The organism is Sphingomonas bacterium (assembly GCF_903644135.1).
Taxonomy (GTDB): domain Bacteria; phylum Pseudomonadota; class Alphaproteobacteria; order Sphingomonadales; family Sphingomonadaceae; genus Sphingomonas.
This window is the reverse complement of sequence record NZ_CAHJXA010000052.1, coordinates 1-11,553: the sequence shown is the minus strand read 5'-3', so window position 1 is coordinate 11,553 and position 11,553 is coordinate 1. Positions and strand designations below refer to the sequence as shown.

Here is an 11,553-nt window from a genome sequence, read left to right as displayed (position 1 = left end):
TGCACACCGGACAGGACCTCGCCGTCGTTGTAACGCCTGGTCGTACCGTCAGTCATATGCCTCACTCTTATCTAAGAACGAGGCCCTGTCAGGTCATTTAGGGGGCCACCTCAGCGGTGAACACCACCGTCTCCGACAAGCCCTACCTAAACAATTTCGAGGCAAGCCTCGACGACAAGGTCGGGCCGCTCACCGACAACGCCCGCTTCAACGAAATCCGTATCAAGCCGCTGACCGCTGACGCGTACCAGGTGCTGGAGCAGAAGAACGGCGACGTCATCGTCGCACCATGGATAGGTGTGTTTCTTTCCCGGATTTAGTTATAGCTATCGCTATATCTAAGATTACGAGTTGATCGGGCTGCCACAATCCTAAACACCTACAATTATCGCCTACGGATTTATGTATAGATGAAGCAAATGGTTAAAACGATCATAGCTTGCAACGTAGGAGGCCAACCTTATTTAAAGCGTGCTACCATTCAGCGAGCACGAACTATACAATAGTGAATGATAGTCTAATGGTTTACTATTGTAGTATACACACTGTCATTTTCAACTATGATACGTACACTATAACAGGTGGTACGGATGACATGACGCTTCCTACGCGCATGGAATGAAGTCTGTTTAAGCTTCTACGAAGACCAGAGATCAGCGCGAGCAAGCGTCTGCCTCAGAACGACCCCAGACCGCACGGTTGATTTAGAGCCAAGCTGACCGCTAGCCCTAAATCACAACGAGTCGAGATCGATCGTTCGAACACCGGGCAAAACCATGTCTGGCCGCTTACGCATCCCAGTGACTTCTAAACATCGGACATGCATTCAGGCACCATCCGTAAGCACGGCGCACGCCAATCGAAGTTCGCATAACCGGCATCAGTGGCATGTTCGCGACAATCAATGGCGTTTAAGCGTGCGCACGTCGGCGGCGATCCTGATATACGGCTTGGTCAAGGAGAGCTGCCATGCCGGCCACGTTGCGCCACTTCGCCATCAACGCGGACGATGTACCCCGCGCACGACGCTTCTACGAGAGCGTGTTCGGCTGGTCGTTCAGGCCGTGGGGGCCGCCCGACTATTACCAGATCACCAACGCAGGCACCGGCATCCTCGGTGCTTTGCAAGAGCGTCGCGAGCTTAAGTCCGGGGTGCGGACGTCCGCGTACGAAGCGACGATGGGGGTCGACGACCTGCACACGACGCTGGCCCTGGTCGAGGAAGAGGGTGGACGGGTGCTTATGCAGCCCTACCGAATCGAGGGTGTCGGCGAGCTCGCCTATGTCGAAGACCCGGAGGGCAATCTGGTCGGCATCATGCAGTACGAGCCGGGCGCAATCCCGGCGTGATCGGCGACGGCTTTGCCGTTCGCTCATTGGCGCTGACCCTGCGCGACGGTTCGGAGATCTCTGCGCATCGTCACGGCTGGGGGCAGCTGGTCTACGCGCGATCGGGCACGATCGAGGCGCTGACGGGCGACGGCATGTGGTTCGCGCCGGCAACCCGGGCGATCTGGATACCGGCCGCGCTCGACCATCGTCTGCGCTGCCGCGGGGAGGTCGCGCTTCGTACCCTGTATCTTGCGCCTGGACTTGCCGCGCCGCTGTCGGCGGTGGGGACGATTGAGGTCGTCCCGCTGCTGCGCGAATTGATCGTACACATCACGCGGCTGGGGATGCTGCACCCCGACAACCCAGCCGAGGCGAGACTCGCGGCGGTGCTGGTCGATCTGCTCTCGGATGCACGCCGGGAACAGCTGCAGCTGCCGCTGCCGCGGGACGGTCGCGCTCGATCCGTGGCGGAACGGCTGATCGCGGCACCCGCGGATCAGGCGAGGAACGCGACCCTGGCGCGCGACGCCGGGGCAAGCCTTCGATCGCTCCAGCGGCTGTTCCTCCACGAAACGGGATTGACGCTCGAGGCGTGGCGGCGACAGGCTCGCCTGCTTCACGCCATAACGTTGTTGACTGCTGGCGACGGCATGGTCGCGGTCGCGCTTGGCTGTGGCTACACGAGCACAAGCGCATTCAGCGCGGCGTTCCGCCGGACGTTCGGCCTCGCACCTTCGTCGTACCGAGGTGCTCGGGAGTAACGTGTTTGATGCGATCTAATAGACGACGTTCACGTCCTTTACTCGGCGTCCAGACATCGGCCGCTCGTTCATACAGGTAGATTGGGAAAAAGAGCAGCTTCGACAGAACCCCTCCCAGCAACTCACGTTGATTGCGCACGATAGCGCAAGCCGTCGATCAACAGCGCCACCAGCCGCCGCGCCGGCGCAGGGTCGCCGTCGCTCGACGGCATGCACAGGCTCGCGACGGCACGGAGCAGATCGCGGGGACTGGCGTCGGCGCGCAGCTCGCTAGCGGCGATCGCACTATCCAGCAACCCCTGCAACGCTGGTTCGAGCCGCGTGTCGAAATAGGCCGGCAACGACTGGAATGCGGGTGCGCCGGAGTAGAGAGCTGCCGCCAGCCCGCGCTTGGCGACGATGAAGTCGACGTAGCGCTGCATCCAGCGATCCAGCGCCTCGCCGGGCCCATGCTCCGCCGCCAGCAGCGCGGCCGCGTCGGCGCAGGCATCGACCTCGTGCCGGAACACCGCCGCGACCAGGTCGGCGCGGTGGGGAAAGTGGCGGTAGATCGTGCCGACCCCTACCCCCGCCTGCTCGGCAATCTCGCGCATCGGCGCATCGACACCGGATGTCGCGAACACCGCCTTTGCGGTCTGTAACAGCGTGTCGATGTTGCGGACGGCGTCGGCGCGCAGGTGCCGGCCGGTCGGACCATGGGTCGGCGGTTCAGCCTCTTGGTTACCTAGGGCGCGCGACAAATCATCATCCTTGATAAACGGAAGACTCCTCCGTATGTAACGGACAAGCGTTCCGTTTGTCCGTTACATACGGCATCGCATCGTTGCTGACCACCACTCGTAGAGGAAGATCATCATGTCGGAAGAGCGTATCGCCCTAGTCACCGGCGCTAACCAAGGGATCGGGCTGCAGATCGCCGCCGACCTCGTCGCTCACGGCGTGACCGTGCTGGTCGGCGCGCGCGACCTTGCCAAGGGCGAAGCCGCCGCCCGCGAGATCGGCGAGCGCGCCCACGCGATCCAGCTCGACGTCACCGACCAGGCGTCGATCGCCGCTGCCGCGACCCGCATCCGCGGCGAGTTCGGCCGGCTCGACATCCTGATGAACAACGCCGGCATCTCGCGCGCCAAGCCGAACCAGGACTTCGCCGAGGCGGTCAAGACCAACCTGCTGACTGACGCGCCGCTCGACGCCGTGCGCGCCGTGTTCGAGACCAACGTGTTCGGCGTCATCGCCGTGACGCAGGCGATGCTGCCGCTGCTGCGCGAGGCACCGGCCGGACGCATCGTCATTACCGCAAGTTCGGGCGCATCGCTCGCACTGAACTCCGACCCCGCCAACCCGCACCGCAAGATGTTCGGCAATTACAGCGTGTCGAAGACGGCGGCGCACGCGGTCATGCTCGCCTTCGCCCTGGCGCTGGAGGACACGAACATCAAGGTCAACGCCGCCTGCCCAGGGTTCACCAAGACGGCGCTCAACAACTTTAACGGTACGCGCAGCCTGGAGGAAGGCGCGCGCGAGCCGGTGCGGCTCGCGCTGATCGGCGACGACGGCCCGACCGGCACCTTCTCCGACGAGAACGGCACGGTGCCGTGGTGATGCGCGTCTTCGTCACCGGCGCGACCGGGTTCGTCGGCTCGGCGGTCGTGCCGGACCTGCTCGCCGCTGGTCATCGCGTGGTCGGCCTCGCCCGATCGGACGAGGCAGCGGCCACTCTCGTCGCTGCTGGTGCCGAGGTCCATCACGGCGACTTGCGCGACACGGACAGCCTGCGGCGCGGTGCCGAGCAGGCCGATGCCGTCATCCATGCGGCCTTCGATCACGACTTCGCCAACCTGGCGGCGAGTTGCGAGATGGATCGCGACGCGATCGAGGCGCTCGGCCACGGGCTGGCGGGATCGGGCAAGCCGCTGATCGTCACCTCCGGGCTTCCCGTTATCCCCGGCCGCGTCGTCACCGAGGACGACGCGCCACCGCCGGGGGCGCACGGCATGCCTCGGGTCTCGGAGCAGACAGCACTGGCGCTCGTCCGTCACGGCGTGCACGCCACCGTGGTGCGGATGCCGCAGGTTCATGACCGGTCCAAGCAGGGCTTTGCCACCTACCTACTCGCCCATGCCCGCGAGAAAGGCATGTCGGCCTATGTCGGCGATGGCCGGAACCGCTGGCCGGCGGTTCATCGCCTTGATGCCGCGCGGCTGTACGGGCACGTCCTCGAACGCGGCGTCGCGGGACAATGCTACCATGCCGTTACCGAGACAGGCGTGTCAGTGTGCGACATCGCCGAAGCAATCGGGCGGCGGTTGAACATGCCGGTCGTCAGCCTGTCGGCGGCGGAGTCTGCAAGCCATTTCGGCTGGCTCGATCGCATTGCCCGGATGGACGTGCCCGCTTCCAGCACGCTGACCCAAGAGCGAGTGGCGTGGGCCCCAAAGGAAGCGACCGGCTTTCTCGAAGATCTCGCGTAAACCGTAAAGACCTGATGTGATGTCTGCGAATTTGCCGAGCTTAGGCAAAGTTACGCCGTTTGATATAGCGTGGCTTGAGATCGCTCTTACCCAGTTCCGACCATTAGGCTTTCCCCAAGCGCGGGCAGCTACCTGTCCGAATGCGACTACCACCTCGCTGGCAGCGAGCGGCCTGGGGTGAGCACTGGCCGCAGCTGCGCCAGGTTAAGCAACACTACGATCCCGACAGGCTATTCGCCGTTCACCACGGCGTGAGCGGGTGAATGCGGACACACCCTCGGTACGGGATGGCGCGTGATAAAATTAATGGGCGTTACCTCCTTCCGAACTCCCATGTGTAGCCATCGCCTTCACCGACGACCCGGCCCGCGGAACTCAGCGGGAAGTGACTGCTGAAGAATATTGCCCGCCGCTCGACAGCGCGCTTCAGGAGGGCGCGACGCGAACGGCCGACGGCGGCGGGGGACTCGCAGAAGCAGGAGATGAGGTCGGTGTCGTGGACCTCGAGCGGATGATGGAAGACATCGCCGCCGAATAAGGCGACCGCGCCATCGGACTCGATCTCGATTGAGGCGTGATCGATGCTGTGGCCTGGCGTCGGGATGAAGCGGATGCCGGGCAGCACCTCGCTGCCGTCGACGTCGATCAGCCGCACCTTGCCGGACTGCTCCAGCGGCCGCATGCTGTCGTCGAAGGTGCCGGACACCGGCGTGCGGACCGGCTCGCCCAGGCCCGCCTGTTGCCGGGCCGCCGCGACGCAGGTCGCATCCTGATCGGCAAGCGCGGCACCGTAGCGCCATTCCAGTCCCGAGCAGATGACTGTGGCGTTGGGGAAGGTCGGCAGGTCACGTCCGTCAACGTGGTGTAATTTCGGGTGTGGTCCCGGGCCGCATCGATTAGGCGGCCTTGGGGGTAATCTGTAGCTGGGTAACCTCCTCGATCTGGGGCGTGGCGAGCGCGGTCATGCCTTCGAGCTGCATGTAGCGGCACTGGAGCTGGTATTCGTCGTTCTGCTCGAGGAGCACGGCGCCGATCAGGCGAGTGATGCTGTCCTCGTTGGGGAAGATGCCGACGACGTCGGCGCGGCGCTTCACCTCCTTGTTCAGTCGTTCGAGCGGGTTGGTCGAGTGGAGCTTCACCCGATGCTGCTCGGGGAAGGTCATGTAGGCGAGCACGTCGTGCTCGGCGGCATCCATGCAGGCGCCGAGCTTGGGCCATCGGGCGCGGAGCTGGTCGGCGACGTGGCGCCAAGTCTGGGTTGCGGTGGCGTGGTCGGGCTGGAGGAAGACCTGCCGGATAGCGGCGGCGACGACGGTGTTCTGGCCCTTAGGCGCATGCGCCAGCGCGTTCCTCATGAAGTGGACGCGGCAGCGCTGCCAGGTGGCGCCGACGACGCGGGTGATGGCCGCCTTCAGCCCTTCATGCGCATCGGAGATGACGAGCTTCACGCCCTTGAGTCCGCGCCGGACGAGATCGCGCAAGAAGGTCGACCAGAAGGGCTCGGCCTCGCTGGGGCCGATGTGCAGCCCGACGATCTCGCGCTTCCCCTCGGTGTCGACCGCAACCGCTATTATCGCGGCGACGCTGACGATGCGGCCGCCTTCGCGGACCTTCAGGTAGGTCGCATCGAGCCAAAGGTATGGCCACTCGCCGTTGAGCGGGCGCTTCAGGAAGGCGTTCACCCGCTCGTCGATGTCCTTGCACAGCTTCGACACGCTCGACTTGGAGATGCCGTTCATGCCCATCGCCTGGACCAGCTCGTCGACGCGGCGCGTGCTCACGCCGGCGATCCACGCTTCCTGGATCACCGACACCAGCGCCTTTTCCGCGGTCTTCCGTGGCTCCAGGAAGCCGGGGAAGTAGGCGCCGGTCCTGAGCTTGGGGATCTTCAGGTTGAGCGTGCCGAGCCGGGTATCCAGGCTGCGGTCGCGGTAGCCGTTGCGCCACGTGCTGCGGTCGCTGGAGCGCTCGTGACGGCCGGCGCCGATCAGGCCATCGACATCGGCCTCCATGATGATCTGCAGCACGCTCTCGGCAACGCTGCGCAGGAAGTCGCCGTCGCCGGTCTTCGCCATCAGCTCGGCAAGCGGTAATCTGTCGTCGGTCATCGGGATCAACTCCTCGGTTGGGGTGAAGCTGGACACTTCCACCTTATCCGATGAGCCCGGTGACCACCGAGACGCCGCCACCGGGGTGGGGCCTCGGCCCCACCCCGGCATGCACCGTCATCTACACCGGGAAATTACACCATCACCGCGGACGCTACCAGGTCGGCACCCAGCGGTCACCCTCCAGGCGCGTGTCCCAGCCGACATGGTCGGAATGGATGTGGGTGTGGAGGATGACGTCGACCTGCTCGGGGCTGATCCCCACCTGACGCAGTCGCTCCAGGAACGGATTGTTGAGATGGTCGAGGATCGGTTGGTCGGGCCTGGCCTTGTCGTTGCCGGCACCGGTGTCGACAAGGATCGTCTTGCCGTCGTGGTGCACCAGCCAGCTGTGGATGCTCAGCAGGGCGTGGCCGTCCTCATCTGCGGTTCCCGCCGGGATCCAATCGGGATGGGCCTCCAGTTCGGCGAGATCGAGGTCCGGCAGGAGCTGCTCGAACGTCATGCCGTTCAGGTCCATCTCGAAGAGCTTCTGAATGCGCATCTTGCCGATTTGGAACATCAGACGCTCCTAGTGCCGATGCCGCGGCCTCGCCAATCCCCATTGCGGCGAACAGGTAAGCATCTCCGAACGGGAATGTCGCGTGCCTTACGCGTCTCGTGACCTTGTCGGAAATCGAGACCCATACGCGGTTAATCACCTGCCCCTCTGCGCTTCTCCGACCTGCCGTTCATTCATCGCACGTCGCGACAGCTTTCCGACAGGAGCGCTGGAGCGAACCGGGTAGCAGAGTTGGTACGGCCGGGCTGCCTTATGTCTCGCATTCCGAGCGTTTGGGTATGCTGGGCTGGCTCGCGCGTTAGGATTTCATTAAGGTTCGTCCATGCTGATCGCTGCCCTCCTGGTTGCTGCGCTACCATCCGCGGCAGAGACTGCTGCACCGGCCGAGCGACTGGCGGCCGCGCTCGACCGCGAATATCCGATCGCCGATCTGGCTACTCGCTACGTCGCCTCACTGCGCGTCAACGAGCGCGCTCATCGGTACGCCACCCTATCTGGCTGCGGTTTAGCGAAGCGGCTTACGTCCGATCTTCAGGCGGTGCATCGCGATCTGCACCTTTACGTCGATTGCACCATGCCGGCCGCTGCGGTGCCGCCCGAGCGTCAGTCCCCCATCGATCTCGCCCAGCCGCTGCCGGACAAGCCGGTCTTCTACATCGCCTCGTCCCGCGGCTGGAATCTTACACGTGACGCGTGCGAGCAGGTTGTCGCCGCAATGCGGCTGGGTGCAGGGGCGAAGTACATCATCGTCGACGTGCGCGGCAATCACGGCGGCACGGGCATCATTGGCGATCTGATCGCCTCCTACCTCTACGCACTTGACGAGGCGCAGCCGTTGGTGCTCGCCCGGTTTCGCGATCCCCACCGCGACCTTCTCGACACCACCTACCCCTATGTGCCGGGTCCGCGCTATCCGAACGCGCGGGTGTACATCCTCGTCAGCGCGGATACCTACTCGGCTGCTGAGGGCTTCGCGTTTGGCCTCCAGCGTGCAGGGCGCGCGACGGTGATAGGCCAGACAACGGGTGGAGCTGGCATCGCCGCGCACTCGATCGACCTTGGCGGCAGCCTAACGGCGTCGATCCCTAATAAGCTACTGCTCGCGCCGGACGGCTCGCCCGGCTGGGAAGGCACCGGCGTCAAACCCGATATCGTCACCGCACTTGGCAAAGAGATCGACACCGCAATGGAGTTAATCACCGCGGATTTGACCAAGAATTCAGAGTAAGCCGGCGGCCCAGTAGCGCCATTGCCGCTCATGCGGCACGACGTAAGTACGAGCTAACTGATAGTCTGAGCGACGGCGACAACACACTTCCTCCCATTCAGCGCGAAGGAGGTACTTTTCAATTATAGACATTCGTACAATCCATGCCTCCTGCGACGGCATACGGCCTGGCATGAGCCAGACCGCTTGAGCAGTGGACCCGAGAAGCTCGCCCTGATCTTTACTGCAAGCCGAGCGGGTCTTTCAGCAGCGAGAACTGTCGATCGAGATAAAACGTCAGCTGACTCGCCGCGTCGTCCTGCCGCCAGTCGTCGAGCGCGAGCCTCAGGACACCCATGGCCATCATCGCTGCCGTCCGAAGCACATCGCGTCGCTCGGGTTCCGGCCACAGATCGACCATGGCCGCCAAGAGCACGCGTTCCATGTCAATGAAGATGGCCTCCTTGCGCAGGCGCAGCGCTTCCGTCGAGCGCAGCAGGCGGTCGACGACGATGGACTCCTCAGTCTCGTACCGCGACGCGAGCTTGAGGAAGCACGCGCGCGCGACGTGGAGAGGAGGCTGGCCTGGCGATTCGTCCACCATCGCCGGGCGCAGCACCTGGAGGAAGCCTCCGTCCTGCCAGGCGAGCAGGACATCCTCCTTCGACTTGAAGTAATAGAAGAACGTCCGGCGCGAGATGCCCGTCGCCGCCGCGATCTCCTCCAACGTCGTGGCGTCGTAGCCGTTCGCCACGAACAGCCTCAGGCCCGTCTCTGCGATCCGGGCGAGGGTGTCGCGCCGCTTGCGCGCGCGCAGACCTTCCGACTGATCCGGCGCGTCATTCATCAACGCAGTTGTGGCACGGCACCGCCCCCTTGCAAAGCCGCACCGGGTGCAACTATAATTCGCACTGAGTGTAGTATTCAGGACAGAACATGTCGCAGCGTCTGGGTCGTCACGGGCGTGCTGACCCAGACGCTGCGGGCGATGGAGCACGACGGGCTGGTCGATCGCCGCGTCTGTGCGGTCGTGCCACCAAAGGTCGAGTACAGCTTGACCAGGCTGGGGTTCACTCTAGGCGTGACTTTTTGCGGCGTGTGGGTCTGGGCGAGCGAGAACCTGTCGCAGGTCGAGCAGGCAAGATCAGCTTTCGACCGAGATTAGCCGATCGTTGATGTATGACAGTAGCTGATATTACGGAATTGCCCGGAGTAGGGAACGGCCATGGACTTGGAACTACGCGGCAAGCGGGTTCTCATTACAGGGGCATCTCAGGGCATCGGGCAAGGCGTTGCCGAAGCGTTTGCCTTTGAAGGTTGTAATCTTCTGCTTGTGGCCAGATCGCCAGACAAACTCACGGCGATCGCTAGGCGGCTGTCGGACGCTCATGGGGTCGTGGTGGATACCTTGCCGCTCGATCTGACGGACGCCACGGCCGGCTCGCGCATGATGGATGCCGGGAAGGTCGATATCCTCGTCAACAACGCAGGCGCGATACCGGGCGGCAGTATCGGCGATGTGACGCCGGAGGCCTGACGGGCCGGCTGGGACCTCAAGGTGTTCGGCTATATCGACCTTTGCCGGCTCTTCCTGGCAAGGATGCAGGATGCAGGTCATGGCGTAATCGTGAACGTCATCGGTGCCAGCGCGAACTATTTGGATCCGACGTACATTGCCGGCAGCACCGGCAACGCGGCGCTGGTCGCGTTGACGCGCGCATTGGGCGCATGCAGCCTGGACAAGGGCGTGCGCGTGTTGGGCGTCAATCCACGGCCGGTCGCGACGGACAGGGTCGAACGCCTGCTTCGGGAGCGCGGCGGCGCATCGCCAAGTTTTTCGCTGGGACGCCCCGCCAGCGTGCGGGAAGTCGCCGGCCTGATCCTCTTCCTCGCCTCACCTCGATCGTCCTACACCAGTGGCGTGGTGGTCGATATCGACGGTGGACTGTCGGCGCGGCACACGCCTTGATCAGGCAGTCCGGTTCGGATCGCGCGGGACATGTAACTATATCGATACGCGGGAGCGATGCGGAATAATCAACAGCGCGTTGAAGCGCAACGCTTCCCCTTTTTAGCGCGGTGAGGACCAGGATCGACCATTTGTCGGCGACTTGGTCGATGAGGAGCCGGTGCGGGCAATTGGCGTCAAGCGGCTGGTCAGGGGTGGGCATAGTGCCTCCGGGGTGACCTGGTAGCCCATAGTGCTTGATTGACGCCTGGTATAGAGAAGATACCTAAATCGCCGAACAACGGAGCGTTGGCTGGTGCCGTTGGTCGAGGCGGGTGCCGACGTGCTGCACTGCTCGCAACGCCGGTTCTGGGAGCCCGAGTTCTCGGACATCGACGGTGAGGACGGCCTCAATTTCGCCGGCTGGGCTAAGAAGCTGACCTGTGCCAAGATCATCAGCGTCGGTTCGGTCGGGCTTTCCGGCGACATGCTCGGCGCGTTCATGGGCGAGAGTTCGACGCCGAGTTCGCTCGACAACCCGGCCCCATCGGCTGGAGCGCGAGGAGTTCGATCTGATCGCGGTCGGGCGCGCGCTGCTCACCGATCCCGACTGGGTTAGGAATGTATGCGCGGGCGACGCGGCCGGGCTCAGGTCCTTCGCGCCTACCGACAGGATGACCCTGAGCTGAGCTGGCGATGGCCACTTGCAGCAGACCGGAGTTGTCGGACGGGCCAAACCAACCCGCCCAGAGCATATTGGCGAGCGGGGCCTAGTTCCCGCGCAGCCCTAATTCGTATCTGCCCGGCGGCCGAGAGTGGAAGCCCTACCTGCTTCGACACAGCCTGGCGACGATCGTCCGCAACCGGGGCGTCGCTAAGTGGGACCTCGAAGGATGGCTCGGTCACGACGCCAGCGGTTCTACCGAGGTCTACGCGATCGGTCGCTTCGCTACCGTTTTCCGTGCTCTTGAGGAGGTGCTCGACGAGATCGAGCAACGCGCGCCAGGCGCTTTACGCCGAAAGCGCGCCGAACCAATCCCTCAGCCGCTCAGCAGGGGGAGGGTCGAAATGTCAGGATAACCGCCAGTTTTGATGGTGGGCGTGGCAAGGATTGAACTTGCGACCCCTGCGATGTCAACACAGTGCTCTACCACTGAGCTACAC

General features: G+C 63.7%; 14 protein-coding genes and 1 pseudogene. 10 read left to right on the top strand and 5 right to left on the bottom strand.

Translation table 11 applies throughout. The annotated features are described in order from the left end of the window. Positions 1-116: 116 nt before the first annotated feature. From HUU96_RS04645 to HUU96_RS04635, 3 genes are all read left to right on the top strand, one after another. Entirely contained in the window at positions 117-320 is a 204-nt protein-coding gene (locus HUU96_RS04645; protein WP_174291687.1) for a hypothetical protein, read from the top strand. A gap of 649 nt (positions 321-969) precedes the next feature. Next, positions 970-1,350, top strand: coding sequence for a VOC family protein (locus tag HUU96_RS04640; RefSeq protein ID WP_174291686.1), 381 nt, complete (start codon positions 970-972; stop codon positions 1,348-1,350). Further along, positions 1,347-2,093, top strand: coding sequence for an AraC family transcriptional regulator (locus HUU96_RS04635; RefSeq protein ID WP_174291685.1), 747 nt, complete (start codon positions 1,347-1,349; stop codon positions 2,091-2,093). Before HUU96_RS04640 ends, HUU96_RS04635 begins: the two co-directional genes overlap by 4 nt. A 122-nt stretch (positions 2,094-2,215) precedes the next feature. Here HUU96_RS04635 and HUU96_RS04630 read toward each other — a convergent pair whose 3' ends face one another. Beyond that, a complete protein-coding gene (locus tag HUU96_RS04630; RefSeq protein ID WP_174291684.1) occupies positions 2,216-2,833 on the bottom strand; it encodes a TetR/AcrR family transcriptional regulator in 618 nt (205 codons plus the stop codon). Positions 2,834-2,948: 115 nt separating this feature from the next. On the opposite strand from HUU96_RS04630, the gene HUU96_RS04625 reads away from it, so the two are divergent. The 3 genes from HUU96_RS04625 (at position 2,949) to HUU96_RS15300 (ending at position 4,827) form a co-directional block, all read left to right on the top strand. Continuing rightward, positions 2,949-3,695 (top strand): SDR family NAD(P)-dependent oxidoreductase, encoded by a 747-nt coding sequence (locus HUU96_RS04625; protein ID WP_174291683.1) that lies wholly within the window; start codon positions 2,949-2,951, stop codon positions 3,693-3,695. Further along, the gene (locus HUU96_RS04620; RefSeq protein WP_174291682.1) at positions 3,695-4,564 is read left to right on the top strand and encodes an SDR family oxidoreductase; all 870 of its coding nucleotides are present in this window, start codon (positions 3,695-3,697) and stop codon (positions 4,562-4,564) included. Before HUU96_RS04625 ends, HUU96_RS04620 begins: the two co-directional genes overlap by 1 nt. Positions 4,565-4,704: 140 nt before the next feature. Continuing rightward, positions 4,705-4,827 (top strand): BBE domain-containing protein, encoded by a 123-nt coding sequence (locus HUU96_RS15300; protein ID WP_174291681.1) that lies wholly within the window; start codon positions 4,705-4,707, stop codon positions 4,825-4,827. A gap of 50 nt (positions 4,828-4,877) precedes the next feature. On the opposite strand, the gene HUU96_RS04610 is transcribed toward HUU96_RS15300, so the two are convergent. The 3 genes from HUU96_RS04610 to HUU96_RS04600 all read right to left on the bottom strand — a co-directional run bounded on the left by HUU96_RS04610 (position 4,878) and on the right by HUU96_RS04600 (position 7,234). Then, on the bottom strand, positions 4,878-5,270 hold the full coding sequence (locus tag HUU96_RS04610) for a hypothetical protein (protein ID WP_174291680.1): 393 nt from the start codon (positions 5,268-5,270) through the stop codon (positions 4,878-4,880). A 190-nt stretch (positions 5,271-5,460) separates the two neighbouring features. Further along, positions 5,461-6,672, bottom strand: a complete 1,212-nt coding sequence (locus HUU96_RS04605; RefSeq protein WP_174291679.1) for an IS256 family transposase — start codon at positions 6,670-6,672, stop codon at positions 5,461-5,463. A gap of 154 nt (positions 6,673-6,826) precedes the next feature. Further along, positions 6,827-7,234 (bottom strand): MBL fold metallo-hydrolase, encoded by a 408-nt coding sequence (locus HUU96_RS04600; protein ID WP_174291678.1) that lies wholly within the window; start codon positions 7,232-7,234, stop codon positions 6,827-6,829. Between the two features lie 322 nt (positions 7,235-7,556). Here HUU96_RS04600 and HUU96_RS04595 point away from each other — a divergent pair, with 322 nt between their 5' ends. Then, the gene (locus tag HUU96_RS04595) at positions 7,557-8,462 is read left to right on the top strand and encodes a S41 family peptidase (RefSeq protein WP_174291677.1); all 906 of its coding nucleotides are present in this window, start codon (positions 7,557-7,559) and stop codon (positions 8,460-8,462) included. A gap of 220 nt (positions 8,463-8,682) precedes the next feature. Here the strand turns inward: HUU96_RS04595 and HUU96_RS04590 are convergent, their stop codons facing one another. Then, the gene (locus tag HUU96_RS04590; protein WP_174291676.1) at positions 8,683-9,288 is read right to left on the bottom strand and encodes a TetR/AcrR family transcriptional regulator; all 606 of its coding nucleotides are present in this window, start codon (positions 9,286-9,288) and stop codon (positions 8,683-8,685) included. A gap of 117 nt (positions 9,289-9,405) precedes the next feature. Here HUU96_RS04590 and HUU96_RS04585 point away from each other — a divergent pair, with 117 nt between their 5' ends. The 3 genes and pseudogenes from HUU96_RS04585 to HUU96_RS15070 all read left to right on the top strand — a co-directional run bounded on the left by HUU96_RS04585 (position 9,406) and on the right by HUU96_RS15070 (position 11,008). Continuing rightward, positions 9,406-9,606 (top strand): winged helix-turn-helix transcriptional regulator, encoded by a 201-nt coding sequence (locus tag HUU96_RS04585; RefSeq protein ID WP_438827058.1) that lies wholly within the window; start codon positions 9,406-9,408, stop codon positions 9,604-9,606. A 60-nt stretch (positions 9,607-9,666) separates the two neighbouring features. Further along, positions 9,667-10,410 (top strand): annotated as a pseudogene (locus tag HUU96_RS15075) (short-chain dehydrogenase/reductase). 295 nt (positions 10,411-10,705) lie between these two features. Next, positions 10,706-11,008 carry a hypothetical protein gene (locus tag HUU96_RS15070; protein ID WP_254604992.1) on the top strand — a complete coding sequence of 101 codons (303 nt, stop codon included), beginning with the start codon at positions 10,706-10,708 and terminating at the stop codon, positions 11,006-11,008. Positions 11,009-11,553: the final 545 nt, after the last annotated feature.